Below are 23045 nucleotides of genomic sequence, written 5' to 3'. Positions count from 1 at the left end.
ATAAACTTAATTTTGGAGGTGCGATGTTTGCTGACATTAGAAAATGTCTCGAAAACATACAAGGGCGGCAAAAAAGCCGTGAACAACGTGAATCTTAAGATTGAAAAAGGCGAATTTATCTGTTTTATCGGCCCGAGCGGCTGCGGGAAAACAACAACAATGAAAATGATAAACCGATTAATTGAGCCTTCCGCCGGCAAGATTTTTATTGATGGCGAAAACATTATGGAACAGGACCCCGTAGAGTTAAGGCGTAAGATCGGCTATGTCATTCAGCAGATCGGCTTGTTTCCGCATATGACCATTCAGCAAAACATTTCACTTGTCCCTAAACTGCTGAAATGGCCGGAGCACAAGCGGAAAGAGCGTTCGCGTGAGCTTTTGAAATTGGTCGATATGGGGCCTGAATATTTGGACCGTTACCCTCATGAATTAAGCGGAGGACAGCAGCAGCGAATAGGTGTATTACGGGCACTTGCCGCGGAGCCGCCGCTTATCTTAATGGATGAACCGTTTGGGGCACTCGACCCGATTACGAGGGATTCCCTCCAGGAAGAATTTAAAAAACTGCAAAAAACCTTACATAAAACCATCGTATTTGTTACCCACGATATGGATGAAGCGATTAAACTGGCAGACCGGATTGTGATTTTAAAAGCGGGAGAAATCGTTCAAGTCGGAACGCCCGATGACATTTTGAGAAATCCTGCAGATGAATTTGTTGAGGAATTTATCGGCAAGGAGCGGCTGATCCAGTCATCCAGCCCGGATGTGGAACGGGTTGACCAGATTATGAACACACAGCCTGTGACGATCACCGCGGATAAAACGCTTTCTGAAGCGATTCAGCTAATGAGGCAGGAGCGTGTCGATTCACTGCTTGTCGTCGATGACGAGTACGTTCTGCAAGGCTATGTGGATGTTGAAATCATTGATCAATGCCGGAAAAAAGCCAATCTCGTAGGAGAGGTTTTACATGAAGATCTATACACAGTATTGGGTGGCACACTGCTGCGCGACACGGTCCGCAAAATTTTAAAACGGGGTGTTAAATACGTCCCTGTTGTGGATGAAAACCGGCGCTTAATCGGAATTGTGACGAGAGCAAGTCTGGTCGACATTGTATATGACTCTCTCTGGGGAGAAGAAAAGCAGCTCGCGGTATTGTCATAGGGAGGCGATAAGTTGTGAATCATATTGTTCAATTTTTGCAAACCAACGGGGGCGAGCTCCTTTATAAAACATATGAGCATATCACGATATCGCTCATTTCTGTCATCTTAGGCGTGCTTGTTGCCGTTCCCCTAGGGGTTGTGCTTACTAGAATGAAAAAGGGAGCCGGCACCATTATCGGTATCGTCAATATCATTCAAACGCTGCCGAGTCTGGCGATTCTCGCCTTCTTTATTCCGCTCCTGGGTGTCGGGAAGGTTCCAGCGATCGCGGCTTTGTTTTTCTATTCTGTATTACCGATCCTCCGCAACACGTATACCGGCATTCGCGGCGTCAACAAAAATCTACTTGAGTCTGGCAAAGGCATCGGCATGACGCCGGCTGAACAAGTCCGCCTGGTGGAGCTGCCGCTTGCCGCGCCTGTGATCATGGCGGGAATCAGAACATCGACGATTTACTTAATCGGCTGGGCAACGCTCGCTTCCTTTATCGGAGGCGGCGGTTTGGGTGATTACATTTTTATCGGACTGAATTTATATCAGCCGGAATACATCATCGGGGGCGCGGTGCCCGTCACGATATTGGCAATTGTAATAGATTACGTGCTGGCAGTGAGTGAACGAAAACTGACACCTGCCGGCATGCAGAGATTGAAGGAAGTTTCATAAGGAGGCGGCTCATGAAAAGAAAATATCTCAAATGGATGATCGGGTTAACGCTAGCAGCAATGCTGACGTTGAGCGGCTGTTCGCTTCCGGGTCTCAGCGCCGCTTCAGACCAGACCATTAAAATCGGCGCGCAAAGCATGAGCGAATCAGAAATCATCGCCAGCATGCTTGGCCAGTTGATCGAACACCATACCGATCTTAAAACAACAACCATTAAAAATCTCGGCTCCAACGCGGTTCAGCAGCAGGCCTTAATGAATGGGGAAATCGACATTGCGGCCACAAGATATACGGGAGACGCGCTGACAGGAACGCTGAGAATGGAACCTGAGAAAGATCCGGGTAAAGCGCTGGCGCTGATACAGCGGGAGTTTAAAAAAAGGTATGAATTAAAATGGTATGGCTCATACGGGTTTGATAATACATATGCCTTTACGGTCAGCGAGGAGCAGGCGAATCAATATCATTTAGAAAACGTATCAGACGTGAAAAAATGGGCGCCGCAATTAAAGCTGGGCGTTGATAACTATTGGATGAAGCTCAGGGGGAACGGCTATCAGGATTTTACGAAAACCTACGGCATGACATTCGGCGGCACGTATCCCATGCAGATCGGGCTTGTGTATGATGCGGTGAAAAGCGGAAAAATGGACATTGTCCTCGCGTATTCGACTGATGGAAGAATCAAGTCCTATGGTCTCAAAATGCTAAAGGATGATAAGCAATTTTTCCCGCCGTACGATTGCTCTCCGGTTGTTCCGGAACATGTTCTAAAAGAACATCCTGAGCTGGAAGGCGTGATCCAGAAAATGATCGGGAAAATCGACACAGCCACAATGCAAGAGCTCAACTACGAAGTCGACGGCAATCTAAAAGAACCGTCTGTCGTTGCCAAGGAATATTTAGAAACGCATCACTACTTCGAATCGTGAAAGGGGGACGAAGGCAATGAACGTGCTTGAACAGTTAATGACGTATTACACGCAAAACGGAAGCTACGTCATGGAAGAATTCAGCCGCCACTTTCTCATGTCGGCTTACGGCGTCGTGTTTGCCGCTGTCGTCGGGGTTCCGGTCGGAATCCTCATTGCGCATTATCGCCGCTTATCAGCCTGGGTGTTCGCCGTAACAAATGTTATCCAGACCATCCCGGCACTCGCGATGCTGGCCGTTTTAATGCTTGTCATGGGGCTCGGTGCAAACACCGTGATTATATCATTATTTCTGTATTCCCTCCTGCCGATTATCCGAAACACGTATACAGGCATTGTCACCATTGAACATGCCTACTTAGAATCGGGAAAAGCAATGGGCATGACGAAATTCCAGGTGCTCCGGATGGTTGAGCTCCCGCTCGCGCTTTCTGTCATTATGGCAGGCTTGCGCACGGCTCTCGTCATTGCCATCGGGATTACAGCAATCGGCACATTTGTCGGCGCCGGCGGCCTTGGGGATATGATCGTCCGCGGCTCAAACGCGACAAACGGAACCGCGATTATTCTCGCAGGCGCGATCCCCACTGCGGTAATGGCCATAGGAGCAGATTTGATAATGGCTTGGATTGAAAGGTTGTTGAATCCAGTGAAACAAAAAAGCAGAAAAAAGGTAATAAGTGTATAGAGTTAAGCAAAAAGGATTCTTTTCTGAGAGGGAAAAGAGCCCTTTTTTTATGGTATTTACTGGGAGGAACTTGATATTTTTTTGATTTTTAGAATGTAAAGTATAAAGTAGAGTATTGTAATAATTTTGGTTTAAATAGAATAAAATGGAGGACTCTGCAGAGAGATGTAGAATTGTTGTTATTATATAAAGTGGATAAATATGGGGGGCTATAGAATAATATGAAATCCTTATATACACCTATAGATCATTATATGATTCGGATTCCTTTAGTACATCAAGACTTAAAAAATGAGAATTCTCACGATATCGATCAGTTATTATATGACCTTTGCAACGATTCATTGTTTCGTGAACAAATACTGGTATCCAGCAGGACGCTTTACGAAACAATACATACTTTCCTGCAATCGCCGAATAAATTAAAAGGGAAAAAAAAGCGCAACTTTCAGCAGGCTATTTTGAAGTATGCAACAAGAAGAGCAACGAGAACCACACCTTTTGGCCTTTTTTCTTCGGTGGGAATAGGGTCTTTCGCCAATAAAAATCAATTGTCTTTTGACCAACACTCATTTTACAAAAAGGCTCGGGTTGATTTTAAGTGGCTCTATCAACTCATTAGAAAATTGGAAAATGAATACACCGATCGGCTTTCTTTCACATTAAATTCCGCTTGCTATATGAAAGGTGACCGGGCTTACTTGTTGTACAGTACAGATGGAAAATCTGAAGAAGTCAGTGTTCGGGCGACTTCGGTTTTCCATTTGGTAAAAGAACTTTGTGGTGAATCTGCTGCTTATCAAGATATGATCCGTTGTTTGGTAGATAACTATCCAAATACCCCAATCAATAAAATTAATCAGTATGTAACAGACCTTATTGACAAAGAGTTCTTGATATCAAATTTACGTCCGCCGATGACTGTTTCAGATCAATTTCAGTATGTAATTGTTCAAGCGGAAAACAGCCATATTCCGAATGATCTCATTCAGGCTTGTAAGGACATTCAATATCAGATAGATACATATAATCGAATCGCGATCGGAGAGGGGGAGCATCAGTATGTAAATCTGATTGAAACAATGGATAAACTCATAAAGACATCATCTCCTCTGCAAGTAGACGCTGGATTAGCAGACTCCTCTATTCAACTAGATCATGAAACATCTCTTGCCATAAGTGAATTGGCCAGCATGTTTACTTATATGGCTTCTCCCTCCGCGAAGAATGTAGACCACTTAGAAAAGTACAAACATGTTTTTTTGGAGCGCTATGGATATGAAAGAGAAGTTCCGCTTTTAGAAATGCTTTGTTCAAACGCTGGCATCGGTGCGCCTGCTACCTATACGAATCCTGCTAATGAATTCTTTGAAGAAACATCATTTCCGGATCAATTTTCACCTGAAATGAAACAATTTTTCCTGAAAAAGTATTTTGAATCAGTTAGAAAGAAAGCTCCTATTCAATTAAATGACGAAACATTCCATAGCATATGCAACGCTACCATTTCTGATGAAGAGATCCCTTTATCACTTGAGCTCAATTTCTTTGTTAAATTACGAAATGGGAAAGTCATGCTTTATTTAGGCCCTAACGTGGGGTCAACCCGCGCAGGGAAAACATTTGGCAGGTTTTCCTATATGTCTGATTCAATCAGTGGAGTCATAGAGGCCTTACATAACAAGGAGAAAGAGTTAACAGAGAAACATTCGAAAGTTTGTGAGTTGAGTATTGTACCTAATCAGGTCAGGTCTGGAAATGTAACAAGAAATGTAAGCTACCGAGAAAAAGAAATGTCTCTTTTTACGAATAGCGCTCTGCATCTTAATGATTCCGTCAAAGCAGAAGATATTCTAATTGGAATCAATAAGAACGATATCTTTTATGCTAGACATAAAACAACTGGCGAAATTCTGTCTTTTGAATCAAATCATATGTTTAATCCGTTGTTAATGACAAACGCTATACGATTCTTATTAGAAATTTCAAGGGACGGAAAAAGAAAATGGAGTGACTTCCCTTGGGTTGGCATCTATAGTGATTTCAAGTATATCCCTGAAATCAAATATAAAGAGATAACCTTATCATGCGAACAATGGCTGATATACAAAAGTGATGTAAGCATGCACTCGAATTCATCACTAGAAGAGATGAAATCTGCTTTTTTTGAATTTCATCGTACTTATGAACTGCCGCAAACATTTTATATCGTTAACGCAGACAATCGATTATTGATTGATATAGAGGATGAACGTACTTTGGAGGTTTTTTTCTGGGAACTGAAAAAAACGGACCATAACCAGCCATTACAACTTATTGCTGCTGAGCATGATGAAGATGCATTGATGGATAGAGACCAACATGTCTATTCTGGTGAAATCGTCGTTCCGCTGCTCAGAAAACAGCCAGAAAAACCATTGAGTTTACCGATTCTTAACGCAATAGAGGAAAGTGGTTCCGACAGAATAAAAATGCCATTTGAAGATTGGCTGTTTATTAAGCTTTATTGTAAACAAACAAGGGAAGAAGAGTTAATTGCTTTTGAAATAGCGGATCTTTATAACCAGATTTCTGATCAATATCCAGTCAGACATTTCTTTATGAGGTATCGGGATCCAAAGCCTCATGTAAGATTTAGATTGAATGGAAAAGCCGAAGTGCTGTACAGCTTGTTTCCTCAACTATTGAATTGGCTGAAAAGCTTAAGAGAAAAAGGGCTGGTTTCAGAGTTTGTTATCACTCAATACGAGCGGGAGATAGAACGATATGGCGGGCTAAGCCTTATGGAGGCTGCAGAACAGCTTTTCTGTGAAGACAGCAAAGTTGTTGAAACGATAATTAGAATGCACCGGATGAAAGATATTACGATAAGCAAGGAAATTGCAGGCATGGTTTCGGTTATACAGTTTTTAGAACAGTTCGAGCTAACGTTTGAAGAACAGTTAACTTTTTTAGAGAGAAATTCCTTGCAGAATGAGTATCGTACTGAATTTAAAAAGGATCGAGAACTGTATATTGAGATGTGCAATTCTGATCGAGATTGGGATCATCTCAAGAAAACAAGTGATGGCAGAATACTATATGAAACGTTGAAAGCAAGAAAAATGGCCGCAGCTCATTATGCAAGTTTAATCAAACAGGCATTTGATAACAAAGATGAGATTTATTCACGCATAGGAAGTGTCATCCATCTGCATTGCAATCGTTTATTCGGAACTGACAGAGAACTAGAAAATAAAATTCTTACCCTATGCAGACATTCTTTATATGCGCAACGATATCACAAGATGAATGGTAGTTTAGTATGGAAGTAAAGGAACAACTGAAGCTAAAAGAGCTGCTGTTTATCATGAAACAAATGCCTAAGACGTTCAAGTTGATTTTCACCTTAGAAAGATCACTGTTTTTAAAGTTGATAGTATTCAGCATTATTACTGGTATTCTGCCAATTGTTTCACTATATATTTCACAAGAACTGATTAATTCCCTTGTGACGATCCGGAAAGATGTGTCAATTGTTATCACCATTTTCTTGACATATCTAGGGGTATCTTTTTTTTCGGAGCTCATTTCGCAGGTTTCTGAATTTTATAATGGCAAATTTCAATTAAATATTGGTTATAAGCTCAACTATAAAGTTATGAAAAAGAGCAGTAATTTAGCTCTCAAGGACTTTGAAAACCCGGAAATATATGACAAGTTAGAGAGGGTAACGAAAGAAATCAGTTATAAGCCCTATCAGATTATTCAAGCCATCATTACAATGATCACATCCTTTGTGACGCTGCTCTCATCAATTGCGTTTTTGATGTCATGGAATCCTAAAGTGTCACTCCTGTTGTTGGTTATTCCGGTCATTTCTCTTTTCTATTTCTTGAAAATTGGCCAGGAAGAATTTTTCATACACTGGAAAAGGGCAGGAAAGGAAAGAAAGTCTTGGTATATCAGCTATATACTCACACATGACTTTTCTTTTAAAGAATTAAAATTGTATAACCTCAAGGATTATTTGTTAAACAAGTACTGGGATATCAAAAAATCATTTATAGAACAAGATACAAAGATATTAAGAAAGAAAACGTATTTGAACCTCATATATGAGATTGCAGTGCAATTAGTTGGAGCTGTCATTATTTTTATTGCCATCATGTCTGCTTTTGCGGGAAAAATAATGGTCGGTAATGTAATGAGCTATATCAGATCGGTTTCGCTGGTGCAAAATCACTCACAATCTATCATGACAAGCATTTATTCGATCTATAACAGCAATCTCTATATGAATCAATTGTATGAATTTCTGGAATTAAAAGAAGAGAAAAGTCAAGGTCACAAGAAGCCAATTGTTGAGCCTATTCATTCTGTTGTTTTTCAAAATGTCAGCTTTATCTATCCCAACCAAGGAGAACAGACACTGAAACATATTAACGTTTCCTTGCATAAAGGAGAACGTGTAGCCATTGTCGGGCCAAACGGATCAGGGAAAAGTACATTCATTAAGCTCCTTACCGGCCTATATGAAGTTCAGCAGGGCGACATTTTGATTAATGGAACAAATATTAAAGAACTGGATATGGAAAGTTATATGAACCAAATTGCAGCGCTATTTCAAGACTTTATGAAATACGAAATGACATTAAAAGAAAATATAGGATTCGGACAAATTGATAAACTACATCAAACAAACAAAATGCATGAGGTTCTCGATGTTGTAAAGGCCGATTTCTTAAAAAGCCATTCTTCCTATCAATTCGATACACAGCTCGGACTATGGTTTGATGAAGGAAGACAGTTATCCGGCGGACAATGGCAAAAGATTGCTTTGGCAAGAGCTTATTTTAGGGAGGCTTCCTTGTATATTTTGGATGAGCCTAGTTCTGCGCTGGATCCAATTGCAGAAAAAGAAACCTTTGATACTTTTTTCAGCTTGTCAAAAGATAAAATAGGAATCTTTATTTCCCATCGATTAGTTGCTGCCAAACTTGCAGATCGAATCATTGTAATGGATGAAGGAGAAATTGTAGGAATAGGATCACATGAAGAGCTATTAAAAACATGCCAGCTATATAAAAAAATGGATGAATCCGAGAACTATATGAATCCATTAGAGGAGGAAGGCACCAAATGGAAAGAGGCACTGTATCAAGGATAGAAGTTGAAATTGTGAAAGAAATGGCTCGTCAAATTTCTAATTACGATAAAGTGCTTGAAATAGTGAATCAAAAAGATAATTTTCGCAGCATCGGTGAAGTTCCGCTGATCCCTTGGAAGTCAACTGCTTTGAGTCACGGGATACCTGGCATTTGCATGCTGTATGCCGAATTGCACGCCCATTTTCCTGAGGAAGGATGGGACGACCTAGGACATCAATATTTGTCAATTTTAGTAAATGAAATAAAAGAAAAAGGGCTGCATACTCCTTCAATGTTTTCTGGAGCAGCTGGTATTGGGCTGGCAGCAGTCTGTTTATCGCAACGTTTCACCTATTATAATGGTTTGATTTCTAGTATTAACGACTATTTGGCTGAAACTGTACCTCAATTGCTTGCTGATTTTGAGCAGCGGCAAGTGTATATGAGTGACTATGATGTGATAGAAGGAGTTAGCGGCATTGCAAGCTATCTGCTGTTATTTCAAGAAGATAAGGCTATGGGAGATTTGTTAATTGATATGTTAACCTATCTGGTTAGGTTAACCGAAGACATTACCGTAGTTGGAGAAACAGTTCCTGGGTGGCATATTCCTTCTCAACATCAGTTTACTGATATTGAAAAAAAAGCTTATCCTAACGGCAATTTTAATATGGGATTAGCACATGGAATACCTGGTCCTATTTGTGTTCTGTCTTCAGCACTCATGCAGGGAATTGAAGTAAAGGGGCAAGAACGCGCGATTGAAAAAATGGTGGACTTCCTACTGCGATTTTCCGAAAAAGAAGAGCAAGACCGCTTGTTTTGGAAGGGAATTATTAGCTTTGAGGAGTATCAAAACGGATCTCCGCCTAACGCAGTCAATTTTAGCAGAGATGCTTGGTGTTATGGGAGACCTGGTGTATGTCTGGCGATTGTTAAAGCTGGAAAAGCACTTCAAAATCCTGAACTTTTAAATATCGGAGTGCAAAATTTAAGATACACAATATCTGATATAAAGGGAATTTATTCACCTACCGTATGCCATGGTTATAGCGGTATCGGTCAGATTATGCTGGCCGTCAATCAACTCACCGGACAAGAGTATTTTAAGGAAGAGCTTCAAGAAATCAAACAAAAGATTATGAGCTTCTACGACAAGGATTATATCTTTGGATTCCATAACTATGAATCAATGGAAGGGGACGAAGTGGTGCCTTTGCAGTACGTTGGTCTGTTGGATGGCGCTGTAGGTGTAGGGTTAGGGATGTTAAATATGGAATTAGGATCAAAAACAGATTGGACAAAAGCATTATTAATTTAATAAAAAAAGGAAAAAATGATAAAATCTTGATATTTTTCCGTTACTATATAGGTATTGAAAGGAGGTGACCAATATGTCAAAGTTCGATGATTTCGATTTGGATGTTGTAAAAGTCTCTAAACAAGACTCTAAAATCACTCCTCAATGGAAAAGTGAATCACTTTGCACACCAGGATGTGTAACGGGTGCATTGCAAACTTGCTTCCTACAAACACTTACTTGTAACTGCAAAATCTCTAAATAAGTAAAACCACTAATCACTTTGCCTCGACTCCTTGCACTTCTGAGTGTTATACATACTTATCTTTTAGAGTTGAGACATGTGAAAAGCAACGGGTGTGAAAGAGTTATATCTCACACCCGATTTTTATATTCAGCTTCATGGGGGATAAAGGGACCATTGACAAGAGATGAATGAATCAAGGGTTCTTAACAGGGATTTTAGTTAAGAATAGTTGAAGACAATCATTTTAGTTTGGAGATGAATAGTTTTGTCTAGAGTGAGGAGTGTGATCTGATCACACTTTTTTTATTTGGCATGTGATCGTGGAGCTGGCCCCCCAAATGCCTAAAGTTTCCACTTGGAAATGTTTTTTGATTAAATTTTGATAAAAGTATTCTAGAATGGTCTGCATCCGGTAAAAAAACATCTTCATATGGCTAAATAAAGTCGGTAATTAACAGCGATTGGGAAATTTCATAAGGTTGAGGTGGTGTATGTTGTTTTTGAAAAGATGTGTAAACCTGTTAGGCTGTTTCATTGTTTTATGTACGTTATCGGCTTGTCAATCATTCACAAAGTTTAAAGATAAAGTTGTTGAAGAAACGAAAAAAACAATGCATTTTACTGATGATAACGAAAACGAGACATCTGAAACAATGGAGAGCTTGATTGATAAGGGAAAACTCGATCAAGTGGTCTATGACGATAAACTTTATCAGCTGAAAGACAAAGTTGATGAAGACAAAAAAGGAAAAGTAATAGGGGCTATAGGCCAAACTTTCTTTGTAGATGGTGATGGAAAGAGATGGTCGGAAGAAGAACTAAAAGAACCGTATATCTCTAATGACCCGGATGAAATCAGAGAGAAAAAACCTTTGCGCTATGGGAAGGTTTACAGTACAAACGAGGAAACTGATGTCAACGAGGAAATCATTGTTGAGTTTAATCGTGAGTATTATCGAGCGGTCTTGATAAAGAATGAAACGGAACAAGGGAGAGAGTGACATGAGTACAGTCTTATTAGAAACCAAAAGTCTTACAAAAAGGTTTGGCAAAGAAACAGCTGTTTCAGATGTTTCACTAACTGTTCAAAAAAACAGCATTTACGGTCTGCTGGGACCAAATGGAGCTGGAAAATCGACAACCCTAAAAATTTTAACGGGAATTTTACGGAAAACGTCAGGTGAGGTTTTCTTTGACGGACATAAATGGAAACGATCTGATCTGCAAAATATCGGATCGTTAATAGAATCTCCGCCTCTTTATGATAATTTAACAGCATTTGAAAATGTGAAAGTACATGCCACGCTGCTCGGCCTTCCCGAAGATCGCATACACAGTGTGCTAAAGACTGTGGATATGCTGCATGCTGGGAAGAAAAGAGCAGGGCAGTTTTCGATGGGAATGAGGCAGCGGCTTGGAATTGCAATCGCCCTATTAAATCACCCTACATTATTAATTCTTGATGAACCTACGAACGGGTTAGATCCAATAGGAATACAGGAACTTAGAGACCTTATTCGCTCATTTCCTCAGGAGGGAATCACGGTCATTTTATCTAGTCACATTCTTTCAGAAGTAGAGCAAATTGCAGACCATATCGGCATTATCGTCGGCGGTCATCTCGGGTACGAGGGGAAAATAAACGAGGCGGATGATTTGGAGCACTTGTTTATGGAAGTGGTAAAGGCAAGCCGTGAAAAAGAAGGTGTCAAAAGATGATAAATTATATAAAAGCCGAAAACCTAAAGTTTAAGAGGACGTTTTCCAGAAAAATGATTATCTTTGTACCTCTTCTTAATATAGGTTTTTCTTTTTTAATGAACGTTCAGTTTTTTGTATCAGGCACTTATAACTGGTGGTCTATTTTGTTTATGCCGGTAATGATTGCTTTATTTTGTTCTTTATCTCATCAAAAAGAAAAAAAGGCCTCCGATTATAATGGGACGTATTCATTGCCTATAAATCTGGGGAAAGTATGGTATGCTAAAATTATCATTATTGTCATTTATTCACTATTATCTCAGATTGTATTTTTGATTTTTATGTTACTCATGGGATTCGTTATAGCTGATTTTGCCATTATTACGCTTTCTACAATCGCTGCAAGCTTATTGCTTTGGTTGACAAGTCTTTGGCAAATTCCGCTCTGTTTATTTGTGGCAAAAAAGTGGGGATTTACAATGGCGGTAATGTTAAATTTCATAGGGACGCTAGTTCTCGGTGTTATGCCGGCATCTCGTGCCTTTTGGTGGTTCATTCCGTGGAGCTGGCCAATTCGAATGATGGCTCCAACTATTGGTATTCACCCTAATGGCCTGCTGCTTGAGAATAATGATCCTTTATTGAGTTGGCTGGTCGTCCCACCTGCTATAGTGATTTCTATTCTGTTATTTTTGATACTTGCATTTTTCACTAGCCGTTCATTTGCTCCTTCCATCGATTACAGAACAAAAAAGCAGGGGGCGATGTAAGGTGAGATTGCTTGTGAGGTGTTTACAAGCTGATTTCCAGAAAACCAAGCACACCTCCTTTATGTGGCTGCATTTTATTATTCCTATCGTTTGTTCATGCGTATTGATCCTCTATTTTTATGGGAGAGATCAAAGCCAATTTCACTTGTATAAGTCTTTTATGGAAGCTATTGGAGTAGCATTGCCGCTGCTCATCGGGGTGCTGTGCGGAATGACTGCAACCTTAGAAGAACAGGCGGGGAAATTTCATGTGTTACTAGGGAGCACTGCTCCAAAAGTGATTGCTTATGTCAGTAAATTGTTCATGCTGCTTATCATGGAGGTTTTCTCTATTGGTTTAGCGCTATTGATCTATTTCATAGGGCTAAAGTTTATTTTAAACGTGCCGGATTTGTCTTACGATATGTTTATAATGGGTGGTGCCTGGCTAGTTGCGGGCAGTGTAGTCCTATATTGTATTTACTTTTTTATCAGCTGTATGTTTGGAATGGGAGCTTCTGTCCTGATAGGAGGTGCCGGCCTGCTCATGACAGCTCTAATGAACACTGGACTAGGCGATGCGATATGGAAATATAACCCGTGGGCTTGGGGGATTAGATTGTCAGATTTACATGGATTACTTCACTTTAAAGAAGTAAATCAAGGGAATCACCCTTTGTTAATGCATGAAATACATTCAGGTGTATTGATCATGGTTTTTGGTATAATATGTACAATTATTGCCAGTCTTATTTGGTTTAGTAAATGGGAAGGCAGAAAAACATTTGAATAGTATGAGGGGGCCGGGAAATGGCAAAAATCCTTGCTGTCGATGATGAAAAAGATATTCTTGTCCTGATACAAAATATTCTGCGCCGTGACCAGCATCAAGTTGACATTTTAGAGCACGTTCATGGACAGCCGCCCGATGTATTTCAAGGATATGATTTAATTTTGCTAGATGTAATGATGCCGGATATTGACGGATTTGAGTTATGTGAACAAATACGGCCTTTGGTTGATTGTCCCATTTTATTCCTCACAGCTAAAACGGAAGAGGAAGCGATAGTAAAAGGGCTTATTACCGGCGGAGATGATTATATTACAAAGCCGTTCGGCGTTAAAGAGCTTAGTGCCCGAGTGAATGCTCACTTAAGAAGGGAACAGAGAGATAAACACCAATCGAAGAGAGTGATCTCCGGTTTTTTATTTGATTTTGATAGTAAAGAGGTATTTATCAATAACAACAAACTCAACCTAACAAAAAATGAATATAAAATCTGTGAATTTTTGGCTCAGCATAAAGGAAGAACTTTTTCAAGAGAACAAATTTACGAGGAGATATACGGAATAGAGGGGAATGCCTTGTATTCAACCATTACAGAATTTATCAGAACGATTCGAAAAAAATGTAAAGAGCATCATGCAGATCCCATCAAAACGGTATGGGGCGTTGGGTACAAATGGGAATAGGTTTTAAGGGCCGGAAAACGCTTCTTAGAGAACTGGTAAAGTATATGGTGACCCTATGTGTGAGCTTGGTCGTACTTGCACTGCTATATATTTTTGTGAATACGATCGCGATGAATACAGGTTTCTCACACCCAGCGAATTATAATGAACGGGAAGCGGAAAAACTTGCGCCGAAGCTGGAAACCATCGACGAAGTAACTGCCGATATGATTCCCGATACAATGTCATATGCCATTCTTAACAAAGAAACAAAACAAAAAACAGCTGGAACTATTCAAGAAAAAGATCTGCAGCTGGTCAAAAAGAAGATTGAAAAAAAACCGTATGTAAATTATAGGCAAAAAGGATATTTGGTGATTGATAGAGGTAATGAATATTGCGTTTTGCAATATTCATTACGAGCGGATTTCAGTTCGCCTTTACTAAGAAAATACCTTCCCAACTATGAATTAACAAGTCTTTGTATTTTGATTATCTTGCTCATTATAGTTATTTCTATTATAACAACTTACTTCGCGAATCGATTAAGAAAACATTTTGAGACATTGAACGTCATCACCCGATATATAAAAGAGCAAAATTTGCAATTCACTCCCGAATTTACACATATTAAGGAATTCGATGATGTGATTGACTCCTTGATTGAAATGAGAGATGCACTTCAGTCCTCACTTGAGGCACAGTGGCGTTTAGAAAAAAACAAAAAAGAACAAATAGGCGCTTTGGCGCATGACATCAAGATTCCGATTACGATTATTAAGGGAAATGCTGAATTACTCAGCTTGTCAAAACAAAACGAAGAACAAGCTGAGTATACAAAATATATTCTTGGAGCAGGAAATCAAATTGAACAATATATTTATCAGCTCATTCACCTATCGAAAACAGAGGATGCCTTAACGGTTCATTTTGAGAAAGCATCTGTAGAGAAGCTGACAGAAACGTTACAGAAAGATATATCCGCCTATAAAGGAAATAAAAAGATAAACATTTCGTTCAAAAAAGAAAATCTAATGGAAGAAGCGAAAATAGACTGGCAATTGTTACATAGGGCATTATTGAATATCTTAACAAATGCAGTTGACTATACACCGGAAGGCGGCACCGTCTCAGTACATGCAAAATGCGATTCTGAGATATTTTATTTTTTGGTAAAAGACACAGGAAAGGGTTTTTCGGAAATGGGGTTAGAAAAAGCCACAGAACTTTTTTATATGGATGACAAGAGCCGTCATTCTAAAGGTCATTATGGAATGGGGTTGACTTTTGCAAAAAATGCAGTGAATCTTCATAATGGAGAACTTACTCTTGGGAACACTATAGCGGGTGGTGCAGAGGTTGGAGTAAAAATACCCTTAAGAAACGAATAAAGCCCACGTCCTATCTGGACGTGGGTTATTTTTAGAATGGTGAACTGATCCATCTTCGCATGAAGCTCTTTCGCCAGCTGTTCAAGCTTTTCGGCTAAAAACGCGATGTATGGTTCTACTATGTATCGGCTGAGAAATCGTTTTTTCACCTGGCAAATGAAAAATAAAAACGGCTCTTTTCTCGCCTTTGAGATCAGAACCGTTTTAGCAATTAGTCAAGAAAGGAAGGGTCAATCCAATCCGTCGCCCATTTAGAAATCTCACCCAAGATGGGGGCTAACGCCTTTCCTTTATCGGTCAATGAATATTCGATGCGAACCGGCGTTTCAGGGATGACCTCCCGCTTCACCACTCCTTCAAGCTCAAGTTCTTTCAGCCGTTCTGACAGAACTCTGCCACTTAGATTTGGAAGTGCTGCTTCAATTTCGCTAAATCGCTGCGATCCGTTCAAAAGCTGAAATACGATTAAAGCGACCCAGCGTTTACTCAAGATGTCGACTGCTTTTTCAAATCTAGGACACATTTCTGATTGGTTCATACTTTTCACCTCGTCTGACACTATTATAACGCAAATAACGAGGGAAGGTATGCATGCGTGACTGAGAATATGGAGAAAAGATATAAGGAATTAAGAAGTAGAGGTTCGTTTTTTTGCTTCCGAGGCTAAAAAATCGAAGTATTTGCTGAGATTTTCAATATCCTGCTTTGAGAGATATCCCCATTTTTGGCTATTGAAAATCGGGAGGTGCTCCGCTCCGCGAATGACAGCCGTTTGATAAATGTCATATATGGACTGATAGCTTTCCGAAGCTTCGCGGATTTCTTCTGGAAAGGGCCGAATATGGCCTGCGGCAGCCATCAGGTTTTCGTAGGGAACTTTGAGTACGGCCGCCAATTTTTTGATAGTGGCAGGTTTTGGCGTGCCCCGCTTGCCGTTTTCAATTTTGGAAATGGTGGCGGAGCTTATGCCTGAGTATACCGCAAGCTGATTCACTGTCAGTTTGCGGGCGCGGCGCAGCTCCCGTAATTGCTGTCCGAACGGTGACATGGTGATCGCCTCACATTTCTATCAAAAGTTAGTCATCATCAGACCGTTTTTTGGCTTCGTCTGAAATAAACGAGAAATAATGATCCAGCATGAGCAAATCTTCTTTATTGAGATATTGCCACTTTTCATCCTTAAGAAGAGCAAGGTTTTTCAGGTCATAGGCCTCCGCTTTTTCAAGCAGCTTGCACTTTGTTTTATAAGGAGCCCTGGCTTCATGCACTTCTTCGATATAACCTGCTTTATACATAAGCCCTTCATAAGGAATTTTTAAAGCTTCCGCCAGTTTTTTTATGGTGGCAGGTTTGGGAACGCCCCGTTTGCCGTTTTCGATTCTGGAGATGCCGGCTGCGCTTACGCCTGAATAAGTCGCCAGCTGGTTGACTGTTAATTTTCTCTCTTCACGCAATGCCCGCAATTGTTCGCCAAAGCTTTCCATGTATCTCACCCCGTCCCTCACTGTTACTCATATTTTAGTATGTTTATTGACTAAAGGGAATAGGTAGGCTGGAAATGTATTGACAAAAGTTAACATAAGCCGTAATGTAAAAGCATAGAAAAAGTTTTCCAGGAATGGATGGTGAGGAAAGTGCCAGTAGAAAAGATTCAGATTAGACGTGATTATGTCTTGCAGTATATGGTCAATAATGATTATTCCCTTAATCAGCTTGCGCTGGAAATCGGAGTCTCACCCGCCACACTTAGCCGCGTGCTGAATGGAGAAAGACGGCCGGGGCAGCTTGTGATCGGTAAAATGCTTCACTATTTTAATTTGAAATTTGAGGATCTTTTTTACTATGATTTTATTGACAAAAGTCAATAAGAGAAACAAAAAACGCAAGGAGACCAAGCGTTTTCTATCCCTATGAATGATGTGTCAACACAAACCCTGTCACCAGTTCGTTGCATGTTTTCCATTGTTTGGTAGGCAGCTGATGTCCCTGATATTCCAATCTAAAAAATTCGGCATGGCTGCAAGCTTTGCGGTAATAGCTTGAAGCTGGGAAGGTCCAGTCCCGCAGGCCGCCATACATAAACAGCATTGGCATGTGTAAATGGGGCAGCTGTCCAATGCAGTTATAGCGGAGCGAATCCTGATAATATTGATGCCAATGGGCTAGGTCTGCTTTTTTCATATGGCTTGTCAATATGTGCCGAAGCTCTTGATTTTTTGTGTGGCTGACGGCAAGGATTTTTATGAGCAAACCGGCGTTTTTCTCGAGCAGATACATCCCCGTCTTGTGAATCTTCTCTCCGATTACGTTCTGTACAGCGGGGTAAGCGCCGGATAGAACAAGATGAGACACTTTGTCCGGGCGGGTAAAGCCGATATGCTGCGCAATTAAGCCGCCGGCGGAATACCCGAATAACACAGCCTTATCAATATGCAGAGCGTCTATGAATTGCAAAATCTCGTTAGCGTAATAAGAAATCGAGGCGGGCTGATCCGCGTAATCACTGTCACCGTGGCCGCTTAAATCGGGGAAAATCACCCTGAAATGCTCGGATAGAAGGCGTTGATAATAAAAAACCTTGCGCCCCATGCCCGGCGGGTGGATAAAGATGATAGGAGTTCCCTGTCCATATTCCTCATAATAAAGATGTTTTTTGCTGGCTATGCTGATAAGGGGCATTGTTTTTCTCCTTTTGGCCTTTTCATATGAATAGGGTAACCAAGATCAAACGTATTATCCCGCCTTTTGGCGTCTGATACAGCGTGACATGCCAACCCTTTTCATGTAAAATAGAAGTAATGTAGGCCAGTGAGTCTGGAGGTGTATGGGATGCACGCGGTTTTGATTACCTTATTGGTTATCGTCAGCATTGCACTTATTATTGTCGTTTTGCTTCAATCCAGTAAAAGCGCCGGATTATCTGGTGCGATTTCAGGTGGAGCGGAGCAGCTCTTCGGGAAACAAAAAGCAAGAGGTCTTGATTTGATTTTGCACCGCATCACTGTTGTGCTGGCAGTCTTGTTTTTCGTGTTAACGATTGCGCTTGCTTATATCCTATAGGGCAATGTTTGTATAAGGTCTGATGTAAAGTCAGGCCTTTTTCACGTTTCTGGCTGATATTCAGAGCGTTTTTTTCTGATCAAACTGTGGAAAACTAAAATGATCGTGCAGATAGAAAGGGAGACATGAGCATGAAAGTTGTGACACCAAAACCATTTACATTTAAAGGCGGAGACAAAGCGGTGCTTTTGCTGCATGGCTTTACAGGAAATACAGCGGATGTAAGAATGCTGGGACGTTACTTGAATGAACGGGGCTATACGTGCCACGCCCCTCAATATGAAGGACACGGCGTGCCCCCTGAAGAACTAGTACATACGGGGCCTGAAGACTGGTGGAAAAACGTGATGGATGGCTATGAATACTTGAAATCTGAGGGCTATGAGAGCATTGCTGCCTGCGGACTGTCGCTTGGCGGGGTTTTTTCGCTGAAATTGGGTTACACTGTACCCATAAAGGGAATTGTTCCAATGTGCGCACCGATGCATATTAAGAGTGAAGAGGTCATGTATCAGGGCGTCCTTTCATACGCTCGCAATTACAAAAAATTCGAGGGGAAAAACCCGGAGCAAATTGAAGAGGAAATGAAGGAATTCGAAAAAACGCCGATGAACACTCTTAAGGCGCTGCAAGACTTAATTGCCGATGTGAGGAACAATGTCGATATGATTTATTCACCGATATTTGTGGTGCAGGCACGTCACGATCACATGATTAATACCGAAAGCGCCAATATTATTTACAACGAAGTAGAAACTGATGATAAACAGCTGAAATGGTACGAGGAATCAGGCCATGTCATTACGCTAGACAAAGAACGGGACCTCGTCCATCAGGATGTGTATGAATTTTTAGAGAAGCTCGATTGGTAATCAACAGGAGGTTGGATAATGGAAAAAGAAGCATTTATGGATAAGCTTCTCTCGTTTATGAAGGAAGAGGCATACAAGCCTCTGACTGTTCAGGAACTTGAGGAGATGTTAAATATTACGGAAGCCGAGGAGTTTAAAGAGCTCGTCAAAGCGTTAGTCGCCTTGGAAGAAAAAGGGCTTATCGTACGGACGAGAAGCGACCGCTACGGCATTCCGGAGAAGATGAATTTAATAAAAGGAAAGATTTCAGCACATGCAAAAGGATTTGCCTTTTTACTGCCTGAGGATACGTCGTTAAGCGATGTGTTTATTCCGCCTAATGAGCTGAATACGGCAATGAACGGCGATATCGTCATGGTTCGTCTGAATTCACAGTCAAGCGGCTCCAGGCAGGAAGGAACTGTCATCCGCATTTTAGAAAGAGCGATTCAGCGGGTTGTCGGTACGTATACAGAAACAAGAAACTTCGGCTTTGTCATTCCGGACGACAAAAAAATCACAAGCGACATCTTTATCCCGAAAAACGGGAAAAACGGTGCTGCGGAAGGACACAAGGTTGTTGTCAAGCTGACGAGCTATCCAGAAGGCCGCATGAACGCAGAGGGCGAGATTGAAACCATTCTCGGCCACAAAAATGATCCGGGGATTGATATTTTATCAGTCATTCATAAGCATGGCCTGCCGGGAGATTTTCCTGCTGATGCGATGGAACAGGCATCAAGTACGCCTGACACAATTGATGAAAAAGATCTGAAAGACCGCCGTGATCTCCGTGACCAGGTGATTGTCACCATTGATGGTGCGGACGCGAAGGATTTGGATGATGCAGTTACCGTGACGAAGCTTGATGACGGAAGCTACAAGCTTGGCGTTCACATTGCTGATGTCAGCCATTACGTAACCGAAAATTCGCCGATTGACAAAGAAGCGCTAGAAAGAGGGACGAGTGTGTATTTGGTTGACCGTGTCATCCCAATGATACCGCACAGACTGTCAAACGGCATTTGTTCCTTAAATCCAAAGGTTGACCGCCTGACCCTCTCTTGTGAAATGACAATTAACAGTCAGGGACAGGTGACAGAGCACGAGATCTTCCAAAGTGTCATCAAAACAACGGAAAGAATGACGTATTCAGATGTGAATCAAATTCTTGTTGAAGATGATGAAGAGCTGAAACAAAAATACGAGCCTCTTGTACCAATGTTCAAAGACATGGAGCGCCTGGCTCAAATTCTGCGCGATAAGCGGATGAACCGCGGCGCCGTTGATTTTGATTTCAAAGAAGCAAAGGTGCTTGTCGATGAAGAAGGGGCGGTTAAAGACGTTGTCATCAGAGAACGCTCTGTCGCCGAGAAGCTGATCGAAGAATTTATGCTTGTGGCGAACGAAACGGTAGCGGAGCATTTCCATTGGATGAACGTCCCGTTTATATACCGGATTCACGAAGAGCCGAATGCTGAAAAGCTGCAAAAGTTTTTAGAGTTCGTAACGACATTTGGCTATGTGGTGAAAGGAACGGCGGGAGATATTCATCCGCGCGCGCTGCAAAGCATTCTGGACGCTGTGCGTGACAGACCTGAAGAAACAGTGATATCTACTGTCATGCTCCGTTCGATGAAACAGGCGAAATACGACCCGCAAAGCTTAGGGCACTTCGGTCTGTCAACGGAATTCTATACGCATTTCACATCGCCGATCCGCCGTTACCCGGACTTAATCGTCCACCGTCTGATCAGAACGTATTTAATCAACGGCAAAGTCGATGAAGCGACACAGGAAAAGTGGGCTGAACGCCTGCCGGATATCGCCGAGCATACATCAACGATGGAGCGCCGTGCAGTTGACGCCGAGCGTGAAACGGATGATTTGAAAAAAGCGGAATACATGCTTGATAAAATCGGTGAAGAGTTTGACGGCATGATCAGCTCTGTGACAAACTTCGGAATGTTTGTCGAGCTGCCAAATACAATCGAAGGCCTCGTTCACGTCAGCTTTATGACGGATGACTACTACCGCTTTGACGAACAGCATTTTGCGATGATCGGTGAGCGAACAGGCAATGTCTTCCGTATCGGGGATGAAATCACAGTCAAGGTCGTCGATGTCAACAAAGACGAGCGCAACATCGACTTTGAAATTGTCGGCATGAAGGGCTCTCCGCGGCGTCCGAGAGAACTGGACAGCAGCCGGAGCAGAAAACGCGGAAAGCCTGCCAGAAAACGCGTCCAAAGCACCAATACACCTGTTTCTCCAGCTCCGTCTGAGGAAAAAGGTGAGTGGTTTACAAAACCAAAGAAGAAAAAGAAAAAACGCGGCTTCCAAAATGCACCGAAACAGAAACGGAAAAAGAAGAAATAGCAGCTCAACCAGCAAATAGGGCCGCAGTGCTCTATTTGCTTTCTTTCGGAAACAGCTTTTCATTGTAGCGGTACGTGACATTTGGTAAAATAGAGCGTATCGCAAAAGGTGGACAGTTTTTCCTTAGAGAGAGGAGGTTCTGGCATGCCAAAAGGGTCAGGAAAAGTATTATCTCAAAATAAGAAAGCCAATCACGATTATTTTATAGAAGAAACCTATGAAACAGGCATCGTTCTCCAAGGAACTGAAATCAAGTCGATTCGTGCCGGCCGCGTAAACCTTAAGGATTCCTTCGCCAAAATCGAACGGGGAGAAGTGTTTCTCCACAATATGCACGTCAGCCCGTATGAGCAGGGAAACCGCTATAACCACGATCCGCTTCGGACGAGAAAGCTGTTAATGCACCGCAAGGAGATTAATAAGCTGATCGGGTTAACAAAGGAAAAAGGCTATTCTCTCGTTCCGCTGAAGCTGTATTTCAAAAACGGCTTTGCCAAAGTGCTTCTCGGCCTTGGAAAAGGGAAGAAGAACTATGACAAACGGGAAGACCTGAAGCGGAAGGACGCGAAGCGGGAAATCGAGAGAGCGTTCAGAGACAGTCAAAAGGGCTTCTAAAGGCATAGTGCTTGATTCAAAAATCAGGCCTGTGCTATACTGTGTTCACGAACAGATCATAATGCTGCTTATTTGAAGGATTTTACAATTGAAAAGCGCCGTGATCATGTTATAATAAGACTATAGCCAGTTTGAGTGAGAGCTTGATATTTTCTCCCGTATTTCCCTTATAACAAGGGGACGTTACGGATTCGACAGGGATGGATCGAGCTTGAGCTGCGAGCCGAGAGGCGATCTCGTAAACACGCACTAAATATAACTGGCAAAACTAACAGTTTTAACCAAAACGTAGCATTAGCTGCCTAATAAGCGCAGCGAGCTCTTCCTGACATTGCCTATGTGTCTGTGAAGAGCACATCCAAGTAGGCTACGCTTGCGTTCCCGTCTGAGAACGTAAGAAGAGATGAACAGACTAGCTCTCGGAAGGCCCGCCCGCAGGCAAGAAGATGAGTGAAACTACAAATATGCAGGCTACGCTCGTAGACGCTTAAGTAATCGATGTTTCTGGACGTGGGTTCGACTCCCACCGTCTCCATACATACTGACAATAAAGCAGAACCTCTTAAGGGGTTCTGCTTTATTTCAGCGTGTCGACAAAGTCACAATAAGTGGCTTCATCGACACGCTTTTTTTGTTAAAATATGAGTGAATCTAGATTTTGGAGGTTTTACCATGTTGTCCAAACACTCAAAAGATCAGCGTGAACAGCT

General features: G+C 41.6%; 23 protein-coding genes and 1 other RNA gene. 20 read left to right on the top strand and 4 right to left on the bottom strand.

Annotation, left to right across the window (positions count from 1 at the left end; genetic code table 11):
• Nucleotides 1-27 precede the first annotated feature (27 nt).
• From opuBA to Q3W56_RS02170, 14 genes are all read left to right on the top strand, one after another.
• A complete protein-coding gene (opuBA, locus tag Q3W56_RS02235) occupies nt 28-1173 on the top strand; it encodes a choline ABC transporter ATP-binding protein OpuBA (protein ID WP_302894340.1) in 1146 nt (381 codons plus the stop codon).
• A gap of 14 nt (nt 1174-1187) precedes the next feature.
• Entirely contained in the window at nt 1188-1841 is a 654-nt protein-coding gene (gene opuBB / locus Q3W56_RS02230; RefSeq protein WP_302894339.1) for a choline ABC transporter permease OpuBB, read from the top strand.
• 11 nt (nt 1842-1852) lie between these two features.
• Nucleotides 1853-2773, top strand: a complete 921-nt coding sequence (opuBC, locus tag Q3W56_RS02225; protein WP_302894338.1) for a choline ABC transporter substrate-binding lipoprotein OpuBC — start codon at nt 1853-1855, stop codon at nt 2771-2773.
• A gap of 16 nt (nt 2774-2789) precedes the next feature.
• Nucleotides 2790-3461, top strand: coding sequence for an ABC transporter permease (locus Q3W56_RS02220; protein ID WP_302894337.1), 672 nt, complete (start codon nt 2790-2792; stop codon nt 3459-3461).
• Nucleotides 3462-3682: 221 nt separating this feature from the next.
• Nucleotides 3683-6775, top strand: a complete 3093-nt coding sequence (locus tag Q3W56_RS02215; RefSeq protein WP_302894336.1) for a lantibiotic dehydratase — start codon at nt 3683-3685, stop codon at nt 6773-6775.
• Nucleotides 6766-8610, top strand: coding sequence for an ABC transporter ATP-binding protein (locus tag Q3W56_RS02210; protein WP_302894335.1), 1845 nt, complete (start codon nt 6766-6768; stop codon nt 8608-8610). Before Q3W56_RS02215 ends, Q3W56_RS02210 begins: the two co-directional genes overlap by 10 nt.
• Nucleotides 8583-9911, top strand: coding sequence for a lanthionine synthetase C family protein (locus tag Q3W56_RS02205; RefSeq protein WP_302894334.1), 1329 nt, complete (start codon nt 8583-8585; stop codon nt 9909-9911). Before Q3W56_RS02210 ends, Q3W56_RS02205 begins: the two co-directional genes overlap by 28 nt.
• A 73-nt stretch (nt 9912-9984) precedes the next feature.
• Complete coding sequence (locus Q3W56_RS02200; RefSeq protein ID WP_003220055.1) at nt 9985-10155, top strand: gallidermin/nisin family lantibiotic; 171 nt, start codon at nt 9985-9987, stop codon at nt 10153-10155.
• Between the two features lie 473 nt (nt 10156-10628).
• Nucleotides 10629-11138 (top strand): NisI/SpaI family lantibiotic immunity lipoprotein, encoded by a 510-nt coding sequence (locus Q3W56_RS02195; protein WP_268550816.1) that lies wholly within the window; start codon nt 10629-10631, stop codon nt 11136-11138.
• Between the two features lies 1 nt (nt 11139).
• Nucleotides 11140-11856, top strand: a complete 717-nt coding sequence (locus Q3W56_RS02190) for a lantibiotic protection ABC transporter ATP-binding protein (protein WP_010328624.1) — start codon at nt 11140-11142, stop codon at nt 11854-11856.
• On the top strand, nt 11853-12608 hold the full coding sequence (locus Q3W56_RS02185; protein ID WP_302894333.1) for a lantibiotic immunity ABC transporter MutE/EpiE family permease subunit: 756 nt from the start codon (nt 11853-11855) through the stop codon (nt 12606-12608). Before Q3W56_RS02190 ends, Q3W56_RS02185 begins: the two co-directional genes overlap by 4 nt.
• Nucleotide 12609: 1 nt before the next feature.
• Nucleotides 12610-13380, top strand: a complete 771-nt coding sequence (locus tag Q3W56_RS02180; protein WP_302894332.1) for a lantibiotic immunity ABC transporter MutG family permease subunit — start codon at nt 12610-12612, stop codon at nt 13378-13380.
• A gap of 17 nt (nt 13381-13397) precedes the next feature.
• On the top strand, nt 13398-14060 hold the full coding sequence (locus Q3W56_RS02175; protein WP_302894331.1) for a response regulator transcription factor: 663 nt from the start codon (nt 13398-13400) through the stop codon (nt 14058-14060).
• Nucleotides 14051-15430, top strand: coding sequence for a HAMP domain-containing histidine kinase (locus tag Q3W56_RS02170; protein WP_302894330.1), 1380 nt, complete (start codon nt 14051-14053; stop codon nt 15428-15430). The genes Q3W56_RS02175 and Q3W56_RS02170 overlap by 10 nt, the downstream gene beginning before the upstream one ends.
• A gap of 211 nt (nt 15431-15641) precedes the next feature.
• Here Q3W56_RS02170 and catR read toward each other — a convergent pair whose 3' ends face one another.
• The 3 genes from catR to rghR form a co-directional block, all read right to left on the bottom strand.
• Nucleotides 15642-15968 (bottom strand): catDE operon transcriptional regulator CatR, encoded by a 327-nt coding sequence (catR, locus tag Q3W56_RS02165; protein ID WP_019715738.1) that lies wholly within the window; start codon nt 15966-15968, stop codon nt 15642-15644.
• A 90-nt stretch (nt 15969-16058) separates the two neighbouring features.
• Nucleotides 16059-16478: a helix-turn-helix domain-containing protein gene (locus Q3W56_RS02160; RefSeq protein WP_268400620.1), complete on the bottom strand. Its 420-nt coding sequence runs from the start codon at nt 16476-16478 to the stop codon at nt 16059-16061.
• Nucleotides 16479-16506: 28 nt separating this feature from the next.
• Complete coding sequence (rghR, locus tag Q3W56_RS02155; protein ID WP_302894329.1) at nt 16507-16914, bottom strand: transcriptional repressor RghR; 408 nt, start codon at nt 16912-16914, stop codon at nt 16507-16509.
• A 150-nt stretch (nt 16915-17064) separates the two neighbouring features.
• On the opposite strand from rghR, the gene Q3W56_RS02150 reads away from it, so the two are divergent.
• Entirely contained in the window at nt 17065-17298 is a 234-nt protein-coding gene (locus Q3W56_RS02150; RefSeq protein WP_003220031.1) for a helix-turn-helix domain-containing protein, read from the top strand.
• A gap of 40 nt (nt 17299-17338) precedes the next feature.
• On the opposite strand, the gene Q3W56_RS02145 is transcribed toward Q3W56_RS02150, so the two are convergent.
• Nucleotides 17339-18109 carry an alpha/beta fold hydrolase gene (locus Q3W56_RS02145; protein ID WP_302894328.1) on the bottom strand — a complete coding sequence of 257 codons (771 nt, stop codon included), beginning with the start codon at nt 18107-18109 and terminating at the stop codon, nt 17339-17341.
• A 150-nt stretch (nt 18110-18259) separates the two neighbouring features.
• Here Q3W56_RS02145 and secG point away from each other — a divergent pair, with 150 nt between their 5' ends.
• From secG to ssrA, 5 genes are all read left to right on the top strand, one after another.
• Nucleotides 18260-18490, top strand: a complete 231-nt coding sequence (gene secG, locus Q3W56_RS02140) for a preprotein translocase subunit SecG (RefSeq protein WP_003220028.1) — start codon at nt 18260-18262, stop codon at nt 18488-18490.
• Nucleotides 18491-18621: 131 nt separating this feature from the next.
• Complete coding sequence (locus Q3W56_RS02135) at nt 18622-19362, top strand: alpha/beta hydrolase (RefSeq protein ID WP_302894327.1); 741 nt, start codon at nt 18622-18624, stop codon at nt 19360-19362.
• Between the two features lie 18 nt (nt 19363-19380).
• Nucleotides 19381-21720 carry a ribonuclease R gene (rnr, locus tag Q3W56_RS02130; RefSeq protein WP_268400623.1) on the top strand — a complete coding sequence of 780 codons (2340 nt, stop codon included), beginning with the start codon at nt 19381-19383 and terminating at the stop codon, nt 21718-21720.
• A gap of 144 nt (nt 21721-21864) precedes the next feature.
• The gene (gene smpB, locus Q3W56_RS02125) at nt 21865-22335 is read left to right on the top strand and encodes an SsrA-binding protein (protein WP_302894326.1); all 471 of its coding nucleotides are present in this window, start codon (nt 21865-21867) and stop codon (nt 22333-22335) included.
• A 176-nt stretch (nt 22336-22511) separates the two neighbouring features.
• Nucleotides 22512-22873: a transfer-messenger RNA gene (ssrA, locus tag Q3W56_RS02120) on the top strand.
• Nucleotides 22874-23045 lie beyond the last annotated feature (172 nt).

Source organism: Bacillus sp. C28GYM-DRY-1, from assembly GCF_030519405.1.
Lineage (GTDB): Bacteria > Bacillota > Bacilli > Bacillales > Bacillaceae > Bacillus > Bacillus spizizenii_A.
This window is presented reverse-complemented; position numbering and strand designations above follow the sequence as displayed.